The organism is Sphingomonas sp. CCH5-D11 (assembly GCF_001557395.1).
In the GTDB taxonomy this organism is placed as follows: Bacteria; Pseudomonadota; Alphaproteobacteria; order Sphingomonadales; family Sphingomonadaceae; genus Sphingomonas.
In genome coordinates this window covers 1-17,561 of sequence record NZ_LSKH01000013.1, presented here as the reverse complement: position 1 = coordinate 17,561, position 17,561 = coordinate 1, and the positions used below count along the sequence as shown (strand labels likewise).

Below are 17,561 nucleotides of genomic sequence, written 5' to 3'. Positions count from 1 at the left end.
CGCTCGCCGACAAATAGCGCGATCAGAATGCCGCCACTTAGCGCGAGCGTTTACACTTTCGGATTGATGCAAAACTTTTGATTTTTGGATCAGAGCGCCCGCTAGTCATCTGTGGGATGACGTCAAATTGAAGGCGCTCGCCCACTCTATCGTTCTGCGCCACCCATTGCTCGATTTCGCCGGAAACCCATCAGGGCTGTGTCGTTCTCCTTAAACCGAAAGGAGACTCCAAAATGGCAGACACCGACATTGCTACCGATGAAACCAACCGACTGATCGCCTCCAACAAGGTCGAGGGCACGGCGGTCTACGACCGCAATGGCAACCGGCTCGGCTCGGTTTACAACTTCATGGTCGATAAGCGCGCAGGCCGCGTCGAATATGCGGTCATGTCCTTTGGCGGCTTCCTCGGCATCGGCGAGGAATATCATCCGCTGCCTTGGGACCAGCTCACCTATGACACGAACCAGGGCGGCTATGTCGTCGATCTGACGAAGGAACGGCTCGAAGGCGCGCCGCGCTATCGGGCGGGCGAGGAACCCGCCTTCGATCGGACCTATGGCGAGCAGGTCTATGGCTATTACGGCTCGACCTATCCCATCTGAGACGGAGGGACGGCGGGGAACCCCGTCGTCCTCCGCTTTCGTGATTATGAACGATGATGACGATCTCTCGGAGCTGCCGTGTCCGATTCCCCTCATCATGAAGCGCTGAAAACCTTGGGAGACGCCCTCAAAGCAGGGCCGAAGGCTCTCGCCCGCAGCACTGGCGCCGCAGGCCGGACGAACTTTGTGGATCGCCTCACGACGCTCGCGCACCAACTCGATATTGGTGGTCACGGCGGGGCGAAAGAGGTGTATGAGGCAGCCTCGATCATCGCAAGGATGCAGCGGAACCAAGAAGACGCAAAAAGCGATGGTTGGTCAGTCGCCGACCATGAGGCCATTGCTGGCCTGAAAGGCATCGAGACCAAGCTTCTGAAACTCGCAAATGGCGTTGAACAATGAGCATCTTGGCTGGCCGCATCGGCCACCAATTTTAGGACCGGCTTCTCACATCCTTTGGGAGGAGTAGTCCGCTGCGGCGATTATGCCGCCTCGGTCTGGTAGAGCTGCGCCTCACGGTTGATAAGGATATCGGCCAGGAACCAGTAGGCCTCCCCCCAAGCGTTCAGAATCTCATCGGTTGCCGCCTCGCCCAATATGTCGCGGATCGCCGGCAGCAGCGCATTGGCGACCGCAGGATAATGTTCGGGCTTGATATGGGTCTCGACATGGCGCGCGGCGATGCGCTCGATCGCGGGTTTCAGCACGTCGAGCTTATCGACGTTCTGCGCGAAGGCGAGGATCGCGGCCGCTAGCCGCTTAGGCTGCGCGCCGGATTCGTGCGCGGCCATGTCGAACAGCGCCTTGATCTCCGGATCGACGAACAGGCGCTGATACATGCGCGTGGTAATCTCCACGCCGTGCTGCTGGAGCGCAGGCGCCGTAGCTTTCACCAAAGCCATTGTTTCGGGGGAGAGCGGTTTGGACATACAGATGTGCTCCGGATTTCAGGACCCTGACAAAAGAGACGATCAAAGTGGCGAGAGGGATCCAGTCGGGCATGGAGTGCGGGCCGGAGAGACAGGCATGCGCGATGAACCCAAGGCTTAGCGGCGGGGTATCCTGTATCCGGATCGATCATAGCTCGACCGCAGCCAGAGGAGCGAGCAAGGTCCACACGACGCCCGAGGCGGGAAACTCCATCTCGGCACGGCCGCGCAAGCTGCGGCTCACGGCCGTGCATATCAGCCGCGACCCAAAGCCCCGCCGCTCGGGCCTGACGACTGGCGGGCCACCCCGTTCGGCCCATTGCATCCAAAGCTCGGCTTCGGTGCCCGAATCCAGCACCTTCCATGTCAGCTCGATCGTGCCCGCCTCATTGGACAGGGACCCATATTTGATCGCGTTCGTCGCCAGCTCGTGAAAGGCGAGGGTCAACGTCATCGCCGCCCTGGGGCCGATCGTGACCGTGGGGCCGTGGAGGCGAAGCCGCTCCGCGTAGAGGGTGAAGTGGCCCAGCGCATTTTCCGCCAGCGCGGGCAGGGGCGCCGCCTGCCAGTTGTGGGATAGAAGCTGCTCGGTCGCGTTGCCCAGCGCCGCCAATCGCTCGTCAATGGTCGATCGGGCGTCTTCGATCGAATCGGCCGCCTGCAAGCTCTGGCTGACAAGGGAACGAACGACAGTGAGAATGTTCCTGAACCGATGCTCAAGCTCACGAATCCGGGTTTCAGTATCGACCATAACTCTACGTGCCCCCTACCCGGCTACTTAGAGCAATCGGGAGCCCAGGACGAACATTTTGCACGTCCGCGTAGAGCACAGAGCCAGACGGCGCGTTGCTGCGCTGATCGGTGGAACGGCTGCGTAAATGCTTGGTGCGGCATGACTACACAAGGTGGGATCAGCGGCCTTCGCGTGCTGGTTGTCGAAGATGATTATTGGGTCGCGGCCACGCTGGTCGAGATAATAACCGAAGCAGGCGCGGAAGTTGTCGGCCCTGTCGATTGTGTGCGGGACGCCCTGACGGCGCTGGACTCGTCGCCTCATGTCGCCAGCCTCGATGTGCAACTTGGCTCCGAAACCTCGTTCCCGATCGCGGACGAACTGGACCGTCGCGGCGTGCCCTTCATCTTCGCCACGGGTGCGGCCAGCATGATCCCGGCTGCCCACGCCTCACGCCCGACCTGCCACAAGCCCGCTTCGCGCAAGCTTCTGATCGGGACGCTCTGCCGCGCGCTCGATGGTGCCAGCTAGCCCTTGGGGCCGCGGGGATTTTGCCTGACGGGCAGGCAAGGCCAATGGACCACAGGGGCTCTATCCCCGCTTCCGGCAGGAAGTATTGGTGGCTCCAGTCATTCCCCAGGAGGGAACAGCCGCGCCTCAAGGGCAGCGGCTTCGGCGCGTTGCTGCTCGGGGGACTTGTCCTCGGCCGCGTCAAGCGCCGCTTGAAGGTGCACGGCGACATTGCCGCGCTCGTCGGCCTTGTCGAGCAAAGCCATCGCCCTCTTCATGAGACTGATCGCAGTCGCGATCTCTTGTGCCCGCTGGTCCAGCGCTTCGCGCGCCTTCCCGCCCACCAGCGGACGTAACTCGCTCGGCGTAGCGGCGGGATCGAACACGTAGAGCCGTTTGGACGGAAGGTCGCGGATGCGCAGCACCAGGCGGTAGCCGAGCGTGGCGCTGATCCCGAACAGATGGTCGGTGAACCCGCCAGTGTCGGCGTATTGCTCCTCGATCCGTCGCCCGGCCTCATTCATCGTCAGCCCGTCGAGCAAGTATGGGGCTTCGCTGACGGTCGCAGGGATGGTCCGCGATGCAAACGGCGCGAAGCGGTCGTTGACGTGGGTATAGGCCTTGATGCCGGGATCGTTGCCATAGCGAGCGTTGACCGTGTTCATCGCCTCGCCCTGTCGCGCGGCGGGGTAGAATTGGCCATCGGCGGATGCGGTAGTGCCCATACCCCAGACCTGCGCCATCGGCAGATCGCCTTGTGCGGCGACCACATGGGTCAGCGCCTGATCGATCGCCTCGCGTTCGACGTGCCAGCGCGCGAGCCGAGAGAGTTGCCAGTAATCATGGGTGTTGGAAGCCTCGGCCATCTTGCGCAGGCCCAGGTTCAAACCCTCTGCGAGCAGGACATTGAGCAGGCCGGTCCGGTCGTCGCACGGAACGCCGGTGCGCAGGTGCGTGAAGGCCTCGGTGAAGCCGAGCGCGGCATCTACTTCGAGCAGCAGGTCGGTAATACGGACGGACGGCAGACGGCGGTAGAGATCGAGCACCAAGTCATCGATCCCATCCGGCGCGTCAGCGGTGAGGCGATCGATGCGCAGTGTGCCGTCCTCGATACTGCCTTTCGGGATCGTGCCGTTACGCGCGGCGCGACCGAGCCGGGCAAGGCCATCGGCAAGACGGGCTTTGCGATCGGCGAGCCAGACATGCGGATCAGACGGTACGGCCAGCTTCGCAGCATGCGCGACTTCCATCGACACCAGGACGTTGCGCAGGTCACCATACCGATGCGAGCGGTCGAGCCAGATGTCGCCCGAGCGTAGCGCGTCACGCAGGTGGAACATGACCGCGACCTCTCGGAGACGGGCATCATCGTCGCCCTTCGCTCGCAACTGTCTCCGCCATTTGGAATGCGGCCGCAGGAAATCGTCAGTCGCCGGGGGCGTGCCTTTGGTGGCGATGGCGGTCACCGCGTTCAGCAAGGGCCGGGCGACCGGCGCGCCTTCGAGGTCGAGGCAGCGTAGCATTCGCGGGGCATAGCGACGGAAGCGGTGATAGCCCTGATCGACATGGGCCAGCGGATCGTCGCCCAACGTGTCTGTCAACGTCCGGGCCGTAGCGGTGAGGCGGGTCAGATGCTCCCATCCCGCCGCACGCGCGATCGCATCGTCAAGCGACGCACCGTCGCCATGCGCTTCGAGCAGCGATCCGCCGAGCGCCGCGAAGCCCGCCAGCGTCGCAGTGACCCCACCCCTGCTGTCTGCGACCCGTGTGTCATGCAGTTGCTTCGCCTCGCGCCAGGTGCGGCCAACGATCCGGTCATGCGTCTCGATCACCGCATCCGCAGTCGCGGTTGCCCACTCAATGATACAGACCGCGAGGATGGCGCGACGCCGGTCGGCACTCAGATCACGCAGACCATCGGCAAAGTACCGTTCGCCCTGTCGCCGCAACCTGGCGACGCGATGCGGTGGGACTCCGGCAAGCAGGCCGGCATCGAGGTCCATCGCACGCAGGAACTCCAATCGATCGAGTAGCCGGTTCGCCGCGGCGGAATTGTTGCCCGGCTCGATCCGGCGCAGCCAGATGAAACGGCTGATCGTGCCCGGCAGCATTTCAGTGGTCAGCTCGTCGAGCCGAGCGCAGGTCGCGGAACTGAGCCGCTCGGCGATCCGCCGTTCAATCCGGCGTTCGGCCGCGACGAGCGCATCCGCGCACAACCGCTCGATAGTCGTGATCGCGGGCAGGATGGTCATAGTGTCACGGCAGCGAGCGATGAAACGCCGGGCGAGATCGTCGTTGGAGCGTGCCTGTTCGGCTTCGGCGAACAGCCATTCACGAAAAGCCTGCGCTCGCGGACCCTGTCCGGGAAACGTCCTGTACCCATATACAGAGCGCAGCACCTCCATGTGCTGCTGGCGGGTTTGGCGCCTGACGGCGTAGCGGACGAGCGTATCGCCGGCGATGCCAAGTTGAGCCCCCAGGAAGGTGGATACCGCGAGCGGGATCACTTCGCCGGGCACCAGCATCCGGCCCGGATGGCGCAGTGCGCAGAGTTGCAGGGCGAAGCCGATCCGGTTTTCCGGCCGACGCCGCCGGTCGATGTGAGCCAAGTCGTCATCCGCCAGAATGTAATGCCGCAGCAGCGACGCCTCGTCGGTCGGCAGGTCAAGCAGCGCCGACCGCTGCCGGGCGCTCAGGATGTGGCGTCTCGGCATGTGGCAGTGTCCCTGTTGAACAGAAGTCTGTTTTGGACAACACTCACCCCACGCAAATCAAGGGTTTTTGAAGCCTGATTTCAGGAAGGTTCAATTGGGACAACGCGCCGCCATCTACGCCAGGGTCTCGACCGCCGACCAGTCGTGTGAGCGGCAGCTGCGTGACCTCGCCGGTTTCGCCGAGCGTGGCGGCTATGAGGTCATCGACGTTTTCCGCGAAACCGCCTCAGGGATGAAGGCCAACCGCTCGGCGCGCGCCGAAGTGATGAAACTGGCGCAGGCCCGCCACATCGATGCGATCCTTGTCACCGAACTCAGCCGGTGGGGACGCTCGACCCAGGACCTGCTCGATACGCTGAACCGGCTGTCGGGTTGGCGGGTATCGGTAGTCGCGATGAGCGGCATGACGTTCGAGGTCGATACACCGCACGGGCGAATGATGGCTACGATGCTCGCCGGCATCGCGCAATTCGAGCGCGACATGCTGAGCGAGCGCGTTCGGTCCGGTCTCGCCGCGGCGCGGGCGCGGGGTCGCAAACTCGGGCGACAGTCCGGCGACCGCCCCAAGTCCGACCGGCTCGCCCCCAAGGTGCTGGCGCTCGTTGCCGAAGGTCGCAGCTATCGTTGGATCGCGCGCGACCTCGGCCTCAGCAAGAACACCGTCGCCGCGATCGTGGGGCGGGCGCGGTTGGACACGGCCCCTGACATTGAAATAGCAGAGTAATCAGTTTTCACCTCCCGCCCCCGCCGAGAGGGCGCCAGTCGCCCCATATCGGCCTGTCGCTGAAGCTGCCGTACATTCATCGACCAGCAGATTGGGTGCCGCTTGTCGGACGCGACGCCAGTCTAACGGGCAAACCTGCTGAACAACCCCCATCCCGCCAAGCCGGCGGCTGTACCCAGCGTACCGGCAATCAGATAAGCACCGACCGCGTTGCTCGGGGTGAACAGTCCACCCGTGACATAGCCAATGATGACGGCGCTGCTCGTGACTGCGCCGTAAATAGCTGCAACCTTCCCATGGTGGTCGGTCGGCGTTTCGTTTTGCAGCATCGTGCGTACCGCCACATTGTGCACGCTGTTGGCAACTCCGCCGAATACGAAAACCATCCCGATCAACATGATGGTGGCCGCGCCGACCAAAGCGGCGCTGCCGATCACCAGCATGGTTACGCCAATCATAGTGGCCGCAACGAAAGCCAAAGGAGCAGGTCGGCGCATCGGCCGCGCACCTGCCGCGAGAGCGCCCAGGATCATGCCGGCGGCCCAGCAAGCGGTTACCAGGCCAAATGCGAGGGGGCCTTGCTTCAGCGTCACTGTGATCAGGAACACGAATGCTACATCTGCGATGGCAGAGGCAAAGACCTCCAAAGCCAGCGATCCTGTCATCACCGTGATCCGCCGGTTGCGGAGGATCGGCCAGTACTCGGCGAGCAATGTACGAGGTTCCTGCTCATCCGGCGCTATCGGCCGGCGCAAGCCGCTGGCCAGGATCACGGTGGCGAGCAAGACGTAGCTGGCAGCATCAATGAGCAAAGCACTGCGCGCGCCGATCCACGCAATCAGGATACCGCCCGCTACCGGACCTGCAAGCATCCCAACACCGCGCACAAGCTCAAGCACGGAATTCGCGCGGCTGAGCGGCATGCCAAGTGCTGTCGCCAGTACGGGTATAAGCGCGAAGGTCGCCGTTCCGCTGATGGCGAAGCAGATGCTGAGCACGCTTGCGCCAACGAGCGTCGGCAACATCGCCGTGTTGCCGGCAATCCAGGCGAGAAGCGCCGCTTGTGCTAGGCCGGTGACGACAAGTATTCTGCCAGCATCACGCCTATCGACAAAGCGACCGATGAACGGAGCAGCGATTAAACCAGGTAGCAGCTGCGCAATCAGCAGCATGGGCACGGCAAAACGCGTCTCGTTCTCGGCAGCCCGAAACATCAGAGTGATGAGGGAGATCTCGTCACCAATGGTGGAGACAGTTAAGGTCACCAGCACAAGCCAGCCCCAGCCCGATCTGATCCGTACAGCTACCGTCCCGGGTCCCTCCATAACAGGCATTTGTCTGAGGCCGGGTGCTGAAGCAACTTATTTGCCCGGCGGGCGCTCGACCGGAAGATATTCAGGGCAGTGCTTCCGCAAAGCCCGCTGCGTACAGAAAAACCGGGCGAACTCGAGATGGCAGCGAGTAGAGGATCGCTGTCGGAAAGCCACCAGTCCGTTCTCCAGCCAAACCCGGCCATTTCGCTTAGGGTGTCATTTCGCCCTCAGCCGGAACCGACCCCTTCATGGCGCGGAGCCTACGAATTATGCCTCTCCAAGTCCGGCGACTTTCTTGAATCAATGGCACGCCGGTGATTCAGGAAATCGATGGTTCCTCGAAGCGTTACCGCGTCTGCGGGAGTGCGCGACGCTTCTGGCGCTGTTCGAGCCAGGTGGTGAACGCCGACTGGGTGCAAACGTCCAAGGGTTCATAGGTGCCCGGCGCAACACGCCGAAACAGCATGGGGCCGGTCCGAACGGTGCTTCGGCCGAGAGACACCTGGCAGCTATTCCCGGTCATTCCGCACCGGCCACCTATGTTCATCACCGGACTGGTGCGGATGCGAATTGGTCCCGAGACGCGGCCCTTTGTGATGCTGATAACGCGCGCGGGGCGGCTCTGCTCGATCTTATGCCCGGGCCTGAACCATGGTCGCGCTCGTCCGTCCGACCCGCACCAGAAACTGCGCGGTGCCGTCACCGGCGCCCGCCCTATCTCCAACTCACCAACAAGATCGGCTTTGGCGAACGCCGCGCGCGCCGCTGCCTCGATATTGTTGGGCAGGATGCAGGAGCACGCCATGGCGGACGTGGACGCGCTCAACGCCGCACCGGCCAGAGCCGTTCCGATCGCTCGCGATAGCGACACCATCATCATACCGGGAGGTTACGCCCGCACGGCTGAACGGAGCATGGCCTGAGTGCGCCTATGGAATCGCTGTCGGATCGGCGATGCGCCCGAAAAACAGCACCGCGCCGCTCTTTCGGTCTCGCAGGGTGGCAAGGAAAGGACGATCGACCACCATCTCCGGCACCTGAGGCTCTATCCGCGCACTGGTCACGACGATCTTGACTGCGGTTGCCGCCGCCGCCTCGGTGCCCTCCTCATCGATGCGCAGGAAGGTCGCGTGCGCCACGTCATCGATCGCCAGGCGCACACCGCTGGCGATCCCCGACAGGTCCGCACGCTGCTGGTCGAAGGCGCTTGGCATGCCCGCTGCGATCAGCGCTGCCTTCACGCTCTCATCGAACCTCGCTTCGAAGCGGGGCAGAACGATCCGCATCTCGCGAGCCTGCTCCGCTGACAGGTTGAAACGATCATTGCCGCCCTGCTCGCCGGCGAAGAAATCGACACCCTTCAGCTCACGCTCCCAGCGGCGCAGGGTTGCCGCGTCACGTGGCAGGAAAATCTCCATCACGAAACGACCGTTGCGACCATAAGGCAGCGCGATCGCTTGCCCTTCCCGGGTCTCGCGATATTGGAACCGCCCGGTTTGCTTCATCATCGTGATCGGGATGCGCGTGCCGTCGCCACGCGTGAAGGACCGCGTTTCCGTCTCCTCGAACGGCACCTGCCACTTCGCCTTGAAGTAAAGCGCGTTGGTCAGCACAGCGGCGGTGTCATCCCCGAAGCCGCTCGGAGAGACGATCTGCGAAATCCTGCCCTTCGTCTCGCGCGAAACCCAGCCGTTGATCCGTTCGGCCGCTCCGGTGGGATCACCGGCATAATCGACTATTTCCGGAGCCGCTTCGAAGCCGGCATGCGCCTCGGCGACATACTCGTTTCGGACCGGAAATCCCTTCGCCAGCCACAGCGCGTTCGCGATGCCGAGCGCGGTATCGGCATCGCCGGTGTCGTTGAGCTGGGCATTGTAGGACTTGATGAGCGCAGGGACGTTGCGGGCCGAATCCCAGCCAAGCACGCGGCCGATCTCCTCCCGCGTGCCGCCCCGCGCGCCAAGATAGGCGAGCCCCAGGCCCTGCGACAGGCTGACCGGGGAGATGAACAGATTGGCGTTTGCATCGCCCGTCGCTGCCAAGTGCGGGTAGACCTTGGCGGTCATCAAGGCCGCGCCATAAGTCAGCTCCCAAGGCATGATCTCGCCGCTTCGCTCCGACTGCCCGGCGGGAGGCGGGCCGAAATTGGACGCCGGTTCGGGCGTCGCACAGCCATCAAGAGCGAGGATGGCAAGAAGCGGGTATGACAAGGCTGTTTTAGGCATGGCTCTCCCTAAAGGCTTGGCTGCTGATCGTAGAAATCGACCTGCATCCGCATGGCTCCGAGCGGTTCGACGAAATGCGGCTGTTCCGGAAGCACCAGCCCTGGCCGATCGGGTGTAAGGATCACCTCAGAGGCCGGATCGAGACAGGTAAGCTTCAATCTCCCTTCGATGACCCGGATCACGCCCCACACACCGGCCTTGGTGCGATGTTCGGAGCGCAGGGCAGCGGGCAATGTCGCCTCATCGAATATGGGCGTCGAGCGGTAGGGAATCACCATTATCTCTTCACTCCCACCTGGATCGTGCATCGCACCGGCTGATCCGCCTTCCTTGCCGCTTGCCGGCATCCTTCGATCTTTTCACGATTGTCGCGCAGCAACCTGTCGGCCGCGACGATCGCCTCCCAGCTCGCCGGTGACGCGCTCGCCATCAGATGCTGCCCGGCATCCCACGGTGTCGCCTCGGCAAGAACCCGCGTCGCCATGCGTTCGGGCCATTGCCAGCTCGCCGGCGCGATCTCGCGCGCGACCATACCGGGAAGGAAGGACCAGAGGAGGATGCCTATAAGCAACCCGCCCAGCCCGAACCATAGTTGACGGTCCTTCTGATCCCGCGCCGTCAGCGCCGATTGAACGACGGTGCGCAGCTCGCGCCCCTGCTGCTTCATCTCGTCGGTGGCGGTCGCGAGGGCGGCATGGTCGGCGCTGCGAAGGTCGGCCGCCGCTCGATTGATCTGAGCCGAGACCTGCGCCGGCGTCATCGCCAGCGCCGGCGACTTCACGATGGTCGTCGTAACCTGGTCCAGGCGTCCGTTGATGCCGTCCAGCCCCTGAACGACATGCCCCAGCGTCTCGGAATAATCCGGCACGTCGATGCTGGCGCGCTCGGCCGCCAAGCCCTCGATGGCGCGGCGCATCAATGCCAGTTCGCCGCGCTGCTGCTCGACCGCGGCGCGCACCTGCTCGAACGCCTCCGTTGCCGCGTCGCCGCCTTCCTCCCATTCCTCGTCCGCCATTGTCTCTCCTTATCGGCTCAACCCTCGATCGCGGCCGATTTCCAGCGAACGGGTCAATTCCTGGCTGATCGGACGATCCCGACGCATTTCCAGCCCCAGCTCGGGCGCGCGCCGCCGCAGCACGGATTCGAGCTGCGGATCGCGATGCAACCCTCCCGCCAAGCCGTCCATCTTCTTGGCCGTGCGCTCCGCGCCGGCGCGATCGCCGCTGCGCGCGAGCTCGGCCCGCTCGCGCGCCATACCTTGCCAGCGCTCCACGAAGCGGTCGGCACGCAGTTCGGGATTGGAACGGACCTGGGCTTCCTCGGCCATTGCCCGCGCCGCCCCGCCGGCTTTGCCTTCGGCCGCGTCGCGCACCAGTGCGGGGTTGCGTTCGAACGCGGAAGCCAAATCCCGGGCCGCCTGGGGGCGCACCCGATCGAGCGCGTCCCCGGCCTTCGCCAGCGCCTCTTTCTGGTGCGGGAGCACAGGCAAGCCCTTCTCGCGCATCCGGTCCATATCGGCCTGGGCGCGCGCATAGCGTTCGATCGCCTTGGCCTGATTGGGCGCGGGCGATCCCCGCTCGGAGCCGGTGTTGATCGGCCCCCCTTTGCCGTCGCGCACCGGCTCGGGCGACGTCGGTTTCGGGCGGAAGCCAGCGAACATGCCCTTGGCCTTCGCCTGCACCTTGGCAACCATCTCCCGCGCGAGTTCCGGGAACCGGATCTCGCGCCGCTCGGCGAACGCACGCACCCGGTCCTGCTCGGCCGTAGCGCCCTCACGCCCATAGTCGCCGGCCATGTCCTTTGCGCGGTCACGCGACAGGACACGGGCGAGCTGACGCTGATCGGGAAAATCATCACGCCCATAGTGGAGCTGCGCCCCGTCACGGTGCCGCGACATGCCGACATAGGCCGAATGACGGTCCATCCCCGGCGTCGCCAGCACATGCGCCTGATCCACCGTCACGCCCTGCGACTTATGGATGGTCGCGGCATAGCCATGATCGACATGGGCATAGTCCTTGAGGTCGAACGCGATCCTCCGGCCATCGTCGAGCTGCACCGCCATGCTGTCGGGCGAAACGCGCTCGACCTTTCCCAGCGTGCCGTTCTTCACGCCAAGGCCGCGCTCGTTTTTCAGGAACATGATGCGGTCGCCGCTGGCGAACTCGCGCGCGCCCCGCTCGGCCGACACGCGCACGTCCGCCCCCAGCTCGCTGGCGTCGCGCAGACATTCGCGCGCGGCCTGGTTCAAATCGCGCACCTCGGCATTGGTGTGGGTGAGGATGATCCGCGTCTTGTCCGGATCGGCAAGCCGCTGCGCGTCCCAGCGGCCCACCAGCTCGCCCCGCGCAGCTTCGCGCGTGTCCGCCGCGTGGACCATGCCGTGCTGCTCATAGGCATGGATCGCCTCGCCGGTGCGGCCCGTCGCCAGCGCCTTCGTGGCGTCGCGCTGCCAGTCCTCATGCTGCCGGCGAACGTCGCTGATTTCGGCCGCGCCGTGGCGCTCGGCCAGCGCGCGGAACGCCGCGCCGGCCTCGATCGCCTGCAACTGCTCGGCGTCGCCGACAAGAACGACCTTAGCCCCTGCCCGCTCGGCCTCTGACAGCACGCGCTCCATCTGGCGCGTGCCGATCATGCCGGCCTCGTCGATCACCAGCACGTCACGCGGACCTAGCAGCTCGCGCCCCTGGCCCCACTGATATTCCATGCTGGCGATCGTGCGCGACTGGATGCCGGAGCCGCCTTCCAAGCCCTCGGCCGCGATCCCCGACAGGGCCGCGCCGCGCACCTGATAGCCGGCGCGCTCCCATTCGTCGCGCGCAACGCCCAACATGGTCGATTTGCCGGTGCCGGCGTAGCCGACGACAATTGAAAGATCGCCCTTGCCGGTGATATGTGCCAGCGCGGCCTGCTGTTCTGCCCCGAGTGTCAGGCCCCCACTTCCGGCGGCGGCGTCACGATCCCACGCTGCCGCCGGGAGACCATGCCCCTTCCGTCCAGCAAGCCGATCGCCGGCGCGTTCCAACCGCTGCTCGGTGTCGATCATATCGCGCGAGGTAAAGCGGTCCTCGCCGCGTCCGTCCTTGCCCAGCGCCACCAGCTCGGGGCTGGTCCGCACCGCGCTCATCACCTGGTCGAACTGGTCCTTGCCGTCGCTGTGCCGGAACGCGAACTGCGCCAGGTCGCGCCGCGTGAACGTCGCCTGCTGGCGCGTGATCGCATCGAGCGCGATTTGCGGATTGGCGATGATCTTTTCGCCATTCCGCCAAGCGATCCGGGCATGGTCCTCGACCCGCTCGGCCTCAAGCCCCTGTTCGGGCATCCGCGACGCCGCCGGCCCGATCTTGTGTTGGGGCTCAAGGTCGATGCCCTGCGCCTCCAACGTCCGATGGTCTATGCGGGCGTCAATATCCAGCTCGGCCAACCGCTCGTTGACATGATCGGCCCACGCCTCGCGCCATTCCTGCAATAGCGCCGTGCTGTTCCACTCGCGCACCTTCTGGCCGAAGCCCTCCGGCCCTATCTCGCGCATCGACAGCATGACATGGGCGTGGGGCTTGGGACTGCCATCCTCGGCCTTGTCCCAATGCACATTCATGTCCGCGATCATGCCGCGTTCCACGAACTGCTTTTCGACGAAATCGCGGGCGAGCTGGATGCCCTGTTGCTGGTTCAGCTCACGCGGAATCGAGAACTCGACCTCGCGGGCCAACTGCGCGTCCTTGCGTTTCTCACCGGCCTCGACCTCGTTCCACAAGGTCGCGCGATCGTTTAAACGCTCCGGCGCACCTTGCGGAGCCATGATTTCCGAATGGACGACGCCGGCCTTGTTCGAGAAATCATGGTCGCGCCCGAGTCGGTCATCGTGCAGCCGTTCCGCCGCGCGATAGGCCGCGCTGGCAACGGCGCTCGATCCGTTGGCGCGACTGATGACCTTGGCCGAGAAATGGTAGATCGCCATGACGACCCTAATGATGCCTTTCTTAGCGCCCGTCGGCAACGACGTATAAGCGCGCACTCACACTCTCTGCCGTTCGCGTGATTGACTTCGCCGCATTCCTTGATGCGAACGCTACCCTCCAGACACAACCGTGCTAGGCTGCGACTCCGGTTCACGGGCGCGAGGAAGAAGAATGGAAGAGCGCGACCAGCAAGAACTTGAAGGCGGCTGCCTGTGCGGAGCCATGCGCTACGTGCTACGCGCCGCACCTCGCGTTCACTATTGCCATTGCTCGATGTGCCGACAATCGACCGGCAGCGCCTTCGCCGTACTCGCATGGGTGCGCTGGGACGATGTGGGCTGGCATGGCGAGACACAAATATCCTACCGCTCGTCGCCGATCGCGCGGCGGTCCTTCTGCGGGCAATGCGGTTCGGCGCTGACGCTCCATTATGATGAGGGAAGTGGTGTAGCGATCGATGAAGTCGCCTTCCATGCCGGCACACTCGATCATCCCGAGCGTGTCGTGCCCGCCTATCACTACGGCGTCGAAGCTCGTCTGCCCTGGGCCGACTGCGGCGCTGGTCTGCCCGAACAGGAAACGGAGGAAAGCTGGGATGCGTAAGGTCCGCGATTATGATGCCGAGTTGAAGGCGCTGAACGACAAGGCCAGGACGATCAAGGCGCGGAAGGTGGAACAGCTCGGCCAGCTCGTCACCGCAACCGGAGCCGACGCGCTCGATCTCGATGTTCTCACCGGCGCGCTACTCCATATTGTCGCGGAGGCCGAGGTCGCCGAGAACCGGGAGGCGTGGCGCTCTGATGGCGCTGCCTTCTTTCAGCGGCGCGCGCGCAAGGCTGCTAAAGATGCTGGAAGCAACGGCAACGGCGGAGCGGCGCAACCAGACAGCGATGCTGCGCGCGCAAGCGGCGCAGCGTCGAACGGATAACCGGAGCTGGGTCTTGGCTCGACGCGAACGCACCCGCCACCTGATCGAGCTGGGCGGCCTCGTTCAGAAAGCCGGTTTGGTCGAGCTGACCGACGACGATCGCGCGACGCTCTACGGCGCGCTGCTGGAGTTGGCCGGTCGCGCACGCGGTGACGATGCGAGCAACGTGCTCGCACTATGGAAGCGGCGCGGCAAACGCGCGTTCGATGCGGAAATGGAAGGGCGAGAAGCCAAATGAGCAAACTGAATGTCGAAGCGATCCGGGCAGAGGTCCGCGCGCTGCGCTTCAAGCGCGGCTCGCCTGCGGAAGTCGCTATGTGGCGCGAGGATGATGCAGACTCGCGCGCCAACCTCGCGATCGAGGGCATGGCGCTGGAAACCGACGAACATATGCTGTTCGACATGCTGCGCGACGAAGCCGTGCCCCCACCCCTCGCCACGCAAATCGTCCTCAAGCTGATGGATCATCCCGACGCCGATCCGGCGCTGGCAGTCACGCCCCTTTCCAACGGAGCTGACACATGAAAGCGGTCCCCGCGCCCCTTATCGGTCTCGCCGCCCTGACGGTCCTGTCGGGCTGCACCGAGGCCGCGCCCGATCCTCGCGGCGTCGATCGCGACGAAACCGTGCTTACCGTCACCGGCACAGGCCGCGCCGAGGCAACGCCCGACCAGGCCCTGTTCACCGCCGGCCTGTCCAGCATCGCCGCCGACGCGCAGGCCGCCAGCACCCGCAACGCGGAAACGATGCACAAGATCACCGCCGCCTTGGGCCGGCTGAACATCCCCGAACGTGACATCCAAACCCGCAACCTTTCGGTCAACCGGATCGACTATGGCGCGAACAAGGGACGCTACGAGGCGAGCAACAGCGTTGCCGTGCGGGTCCGCGACACCAAGCGGGTGAGCGATGCCCTTGCCGCCGTTACCGCCGCCGGGGCCAACATCGTCTCTGGTCCCAACCTTTCGGTCGCCGATCCGGAAAAAGCCAATCTCGGCGCTTACGATCTCGCCTACAAGGCGGCGCGCGCCAAGGCCGACGCCTATGCCGCCGCCGCCAACCTGCGCGTCGCGCGCGTGCTCTCGATCCGCGACGGCGGCCAGGGCGGCTACATGCCGCCGATCGGGGAGATGGACGCGCGCATCGCCGCGCCGCCCCCGGTCGTCGCTCCGCAAGCTGAACAGGGGCCGCCGGTCCTGGCCGGCACCAACACCGGCATCGTCACCGTGCGGGTGGATTTCGCGTTGCAGGCGCGCTGATGGCCATTTCCGTCATCGGCGGGCGTCGGCCGATCAGTTGGCGGCTCGCGGCTGTCGTGGCCGCCGTGGCGCTGTTCGCGAGCCATTACTGGCTCAAGAGCATCTTCGGCTATGGCGAGATCGCGACCGACATTCCGTTCCTGCTCGCCGGGCTGATCCTGTTCTTCACTTGGAAGATCAACCGCCGTGCCGCGACCCGGCCGAACGACCTGCTGGGTTCGGCGCGGTTCGGCAATCGAGCGGACGTGCGCCGCCTTGAAACGTCCGGAGATCTTCTGATCGGCCGCGCGATGGAATCGGGCAAGCTGCTCCGCTACGACGGCCCGGCACACCTGCTGACAATCGCCCCCACCCGCTCGGGCAAGGGCGTCGGCACGATCATCCCCAATCTGCTCACCCTCGATCGCTCCATCATCTGCATCGACCCCAAGGGCGAGAATGCCCGCGTGACGGCTCGCGCGCGCGCCGCCAAGGGCAAGGTCTGGTGCCTCGATCCGTTCGGGGTCTCCGGTCAGCCCGCGGCACGCTACAACCCGCTCGATCGGCTCGATCCCGGCTCGATCGACCTCGCCGAAGATGCCGGCACGCTCGCCGACGCGCTGGTCTACGACGCGCCCGGGCAGACCGGGGAGGCGCATTGGAACGAGGAAGCCAAGGCGTTGATCGCCGGGCTGATCCTCCATGTCGTCACCACCGAGCCCGCCGATCGCCGGACGCTCGCGACGGTGCGCGAGTTGCTGACGCTCCCCCCCGCCCGCTTCTCAGGCCTGCTGGCGGCGATGACGGACAGCTCGGCCGCCGGCGGCCTGGTCGCGCGCGCCGCCAACCGCCAGCTCGGCAAATCCGATCGTGAAGGGGCCGGCGTGCTCTCCTCGGCGCAGCGCCACACGCATTTTTTGGACAGCCCGCGCATCGTCGCCAGCACGGCCGCGTCCGATTTTCGCTTCGCCGATCTCAAGGAGACGCCGGCGACGGTATTCCTGGTGCTGCCGCCCGATCGGCTTGACACCTATGCGCGCTGGCTGCGGCTGCTGGTCGCGCAAGCCATCACCGATATGGCGCGCTCCCCCGCCCGGCCTGCCCGTCCGGTGCTGTTCCTGCTCGATGAGTTCGCCGCGCTTGGCCGCTTGGAGCCGGTCGAGCGCGCGATGGGCCTGATGGCCGGCTACGGTCTCCAGCTCTGGCCGATCCTCCAGGACATGCACCAGCTCCGCGCCACCTACGGCGAACGCGCCGGCACTTTCCTGTCCAACGCCGGCGTCGTTCAGGCGTTCGGGGTTAACGACCATGCCACCGCCGACATGCTCTCGCGCACGATCGGCGACACGACGATCGAATACGATTCCGTCAGCACGTCGCACAAGACGAGTTGGTTCGAGCGTCCCGACCCCTCGCAAAGCGTTAGCACGCATGTCTCGGCCCGGCGCCTGGTGACGCCCGACGAAATCATGCGGATGCCGGCCGATATGCTGCTGCTGCTCCGGCAAGGGCAGCGCCCGCTATGGGCGCACAAGCTCCGCTACTACGACCAGCGCGAGTTCGCCGGCCTCGCCGATCCGGCTTGAACGGTCGCCGAAAGCACGAAGTCTATACACCGGCACCGCGCATTCGTGCTTCCGAGGACCAAGAAGAACCCGCCACGGTAGCAGCCGCGGCGGG

Annotated in this window: 18 protein-coding genes and 1 pseudogene; 11 read left to right on the top strand and 8 right to left on the bottom strand. The window is 64.9% G+C overall.

Annotated features, from left to right (window positions below; genetic code table 11):
* The first annotated feature begins 233 nt into the window (after positions 1–233).
* The gene (locus tag AX702_RS00625) at positions 234–605 is read left to right on the top strand and encodes a PRC-barrel domain-containing protein (RefSeq protein ID WP_044663642.1); all 372 of its coding nucleotides are present in this window, start codon (positions 234–236) and stop codon (positions 603–605) included.
* 78 nt (positions 606–683) lie between these two features.
* Entirely contained in the window at positions 684–1,007 is a 324-nt protein-coding gene (locus AX702_RS00620) for a hypothetical protein (RefSeq protein WP_047169142.1), read from the top strand.
* An 80-nt stretch (positions 1,008–1,087) separates the two neighbouring features.
* Here the strand turns inward: AX702_RS00620 and AX702_RS00615 are convergent, their stop codons facing one another.
* Both AX702_RS00615 and AX702_RS00610 read right to left on the bottom strand, forming a co-directional pair.
* Positions 1,088–1,534 carry a globin domain-containing protein gene (locus tag AX702_RS00615; RefSeq protein WP_044663640.1) on the bottom strand — a complete coding sequence of 149 codons (447 nt, stop codon included), beginning with the start codon at positions 1,532–1,534 and terminating at the stop codon, positions 1,088–1,090.
* A gap of 148 nt (positions 1,535–1,682) precedes the next feature.
* Positions 1,683–2,285 carry a sensor histidine kinase gene (locus AX702_RS00610; RefSeq protein WP_066478103.1) on the bottom strand — a complete coding sequence of 201 codons (603 nt, stop codon included), beginning with the start codon at positions 2,283–2,285 and terminating at the stop codon, positions 1,683–1,685.
* 141 nt (positions 2,286–2,426) lie between these two features.
* Here AX702_RS00610 and AX702_RS00605 point away from each other — a divergent pair, with 141 nt between their 5' ends.
* Positions 2,427–2,798, top strand: coding sequence for a response regulator (locus AX702_RS00605; protein ID WP_066775002.1), 372 nt, complete (start codon positions 2,427–2,429; stop codon positions 2,796–2,798).
* A gap of 296 nt (positions 2,799–3,094) precedes the next feature.
* On the opposite strand, the pseudogene AX702_RS00600 reads toward AX702_RS00605, so the two are convergent.
* Positions 3,095–5,491: pseudogene (locus tag AX702_RS00600) on the bottom strand (Tn3 family transposase); the annotation flags it as partial.
* A gap of 94 nt (positions 5,492–5,585) precedes the next feature.
* Between AX702_RS00600 and AX702_RS00595 the strand changes: the two are divergent.
* Positions 5,586–6,215: a recombinase family protein gene (locus AX702_RS00595; RefSeq protein ID WP_066478108.1), complete on the top strand. Its 630-nt coding sequence runs from the start codon at positions 5,586–5,588 to the stop codon at positions 6,213–6,215.
* Positions 6,216–6,337: 122 nt separating this feature from the next.
* Here the strand turns inward: AX702_RS00595 and AX702_RS00590 are convergent, their stop codons facing one another.
* The gene (locus tag AX702_RS00590) at positions 6,338–7,486 is read right to left on the bottom strand and encodes an MFS transporter (RefSeq protein ID WP_210319905.1); all 1,149 of its coding nucleotides are present in this window, start codon (positions 7,484–7,486) and stop codon (positions 6,338–6,340) included.
* 581 nt (positions 7,487–8,067) lie between these two features.
* Here AX702_RS00590 and AX702_RS00585 point away from each other — a divergent pair.
* Entirely contained in the window at positions 8,068–8,451 is a 384-nt protein-coding gene (locus AX702_RS00585; protein ID WP_066774999.1) for a hypothetical protein, read from the top strand.
* A gap of 6 nt (positions 8,452–8,457) precedes the next feature.
* Here AX702_RS00585 and AX702_RS00580 read toward each other — a convergent pair whose 3' ends face one another.
* From AX702_RS00580 to traA, 4 genes are read right to left on the bottom strand one after another with little or no spacing between them, the layout of a single operon-like run.
* A complete protein-coding gene (locus tag AX702_RS00580) occupies positions 8,458–9,753 on the bottom strand; it encodes a serpin family protein (protein ID WP_231731674.1) in 1,296 nt (431 codons plus the stop codon).
* A gap of 8 nt (positions 9,754–9,761) precedes the next feature.
* Complete coding sequence (locus AX702_RS00575; RefSeq protein ID WP_066478118.1) at positions 9,762–10,031, bottom strand: DUF1971 domain-containing protein; 270 nt, start codon at positions 10,029–10,031, stop codon at positions 9,762–9,764.
* Positions 10,031–10,768, bottom strand: a complete 738-nt coding sequence (locus AX702_RS00570) for a DUF6118 family protein (RefSeq protein WP_066478121.1) — start codon at positions 10,766–10,768, stop codon at positions 10,031–10,033. Before AX702_RS00570 ends, AX702_RS00575 begins: the two co-directional genes overlap by 1 nt.
* Positions 10,769–10,777: 9 nt before the next feature.
* Positions 10,778–13,714, bottom strand: coding sequence for a Ti-type conjugative transfer relaxase TraA (traA, locus tag AX702_RS00565; protein WP_066478123.1), 2,937 nt, complete (start codon positions 13,712–13,714; stop codon positions 10,778–10,780).
* Positions 13,715–13,886: 172 nt separating this feature from the next.
* Here traA and AX702_RS00560 point away from each other — a divergent pair, with 172 nt between their 5' ends.
* From AX702_RS00560 to AX702_RS00535, 6 genes are read left to right on the top strand one after another with little or no spacing between them, the layout of a single operon-like run.
* Positions 13,887–14,318: a GFA family protein gene (locus AX702_RS00560; RefSeq protein WP_066478125.1), complete on the top strand. Its 432-nt coding sequence runs from the start codon at positions 13,887–13,889 to the stop codon at positions 14,316–14,318.
* Positions 14,311–14,643 carry a conjugal transfer protein TraD gene (locus tag AX702_RS00555; protein ID WP_066478126.1) on the top strand — a complete coding sequence of 111 codons (333 nt, stop codon included), beginning with the start codon at positions 14,311–14,313 and terminating at the stop codon, positions 14,641–14,643. The genes AX702_RS00560 and AX702_RS00555 overlap by 8 nt, the downstream gene beginning before the upstream one ends.
* Before the next feature lie 13 nt (positions 14,644–14,656).
* On the top strand, positions 14,657–14,881 hold the full coding sequence (locus AX702_RS00550) for a conjugal transfer protein TraD (protein WP_066478127.1): 225 nt from the start codon (positions 14,657–14,659) through the stop codon (positions 14,879–14,881).
* Positions 14,878–15,168 (top strand): hypothetical protein, encoded by a 291-nt coding sequence (locus AX702_RS00545; RefSeq protein WP_066478128.1) that lies wholly within the window; start codon positions 14,878–14,880, stop codon positions 15,166–15,168. Before AX702_RS00550 ends, AX702_RS00545 begins: the two co-directional genes overlap by 4 nt.
* Positions 15,165–15,902 carry an SIMPL domain-containing protein gene (locus AX702_RS00540; RefSeq protein ID WP_066774995.1) on the top strand — a complete coding sequence of 246 codons (738 nt, stop codon included), beginning with the start codon at positions 15,165–15,167 and terminating at the stop codon, positions 15,900–15,902. The genes AX702_RS00545 and AX702_RS00540 overlap by 4 nt, the downstream gene beginning before the upstream one ends.
* Entirely contained in the window at positions 15,902–17,467 is a 1,566-nt protein-coding gene (locus tag AX702_RS00535) for a type IV secretory system conjugative DNA transfer family protein (RefSeq protein ID WP_082745898.1), read from the top strand. The genes AX702_RS00540 and AX702_RS00535 overlap by 1 nt, the downstream gene beginning before the upstream one ends.
* The last annotated feature ends 94 nt before the right edge of the window (positions 17,468–17,561 follow it).

What these genes read in the sequence shown, in the direction of transcription:
- AX702_RS00540 (WP_066774995.1), top strand. Translation starts at nt 15,165, where the DNA reads ATGAAAGCGGTCCCCGCGCCCCTTATCGGTCTCGCCGCCCTGACGGTC.
- traA (WP_066478123.1), bottom strand. Translation starts at nt 13,714, where the DNA reads ATGGCGATCTACCATTTCTCGGCCAAGGTCATCAGTCGCGCCAACGGA.
- AX702_RS00545 (WP_066478128.1), top strand. Translation starts at nt 14,878, where the DNA reads ATGAGCAAACTGAATGTCGAAGCGATCCGGGCAGAGGTCCGCGCGCTG.
- AX702_RS00605 (WP_066775002.1), top strand. Translation starts at nt 2,427, where the DNA reads ATGACTACACAAGGTGGGATCAGCGGCCTTCGCGTGCTGGTTGTCGAA.
- AX702_RS00535 (WP_082745898.1), top strand. Translation starts at nt 15,902, where the DNA reads ATGGCCATTTCCGTCATCGGCGGGCGTCGGCCGATCAGTTGGCGGCTC.
- AX702_RS00555 (WP_066478126.1), top strand. Translation starts at nt 14,311, where the DNA reads ATGCGTAAGGTCCGCGATTATGATGCCGAGTTGAAGGCGCTGAACGAC.
- AX702_RS00570 (WP_066478121.1), bottom strand. Translation starts at nt 10,768, where the DNA reads ATGGCGGACGAGGAATGGGAGGAAGGCGGCGACGCGGCAACGGAGGCG.
- AX702_RS00615 (WP_044663640.1), bottom strand. Translation starts at nt 1,534, where the DNA reads ATGTCCAAACCGCTCTCCCCCGAAACAATGGCTTTGGTGAAAGCTACG.
- AX702_RS00610 (WP_066478103.1), bottom strand. Translation starts at nt 2,285, where the DNA reads ATGGTCGATACTGAAACCCGGATTCGTGAGCTTGAGCATCGGTTCAGG.
- AX702_RS00580 (WP_231731674.1), bottom strand. Translation starts at nt 9,753, where the DNA reads ATGCCTAAAACAGCCTTGTCATACCCGCTTCTTGCCATCCTCGCTCTT.
- AX702_RS00585 (WP_066774999.1), top strand. Translation starts at nt 8,068, where the DNA reads ATGTTCATCACCGGACTGGTGCGGATGCGAATTGGTCCCGAGACGCGG.
- AX702_RS00560 (WP_066478125.1), top strand. Translation starts at nt 13,887, where the DNA reads ATGGAAGAGCGCGACCAGCAAGAACTTGAAGGCGGCTGCCTGTGCGGA.
- AX702_RS00625 (WP_044663642.1), top strand. Translation starts at nt 234, where the DNA reads ATGGCAGACACCGACATTGCTACCGATGAAACCAACCGACTGATCGCC.
- AX702_RS00575 (WP_066478118.1), bottom strand. Translation starts at nt 10,031, where the DNA reads ATGGTGATTCCCTACCGCTCGACGCCCATATTCGATGAGGCGACATTG.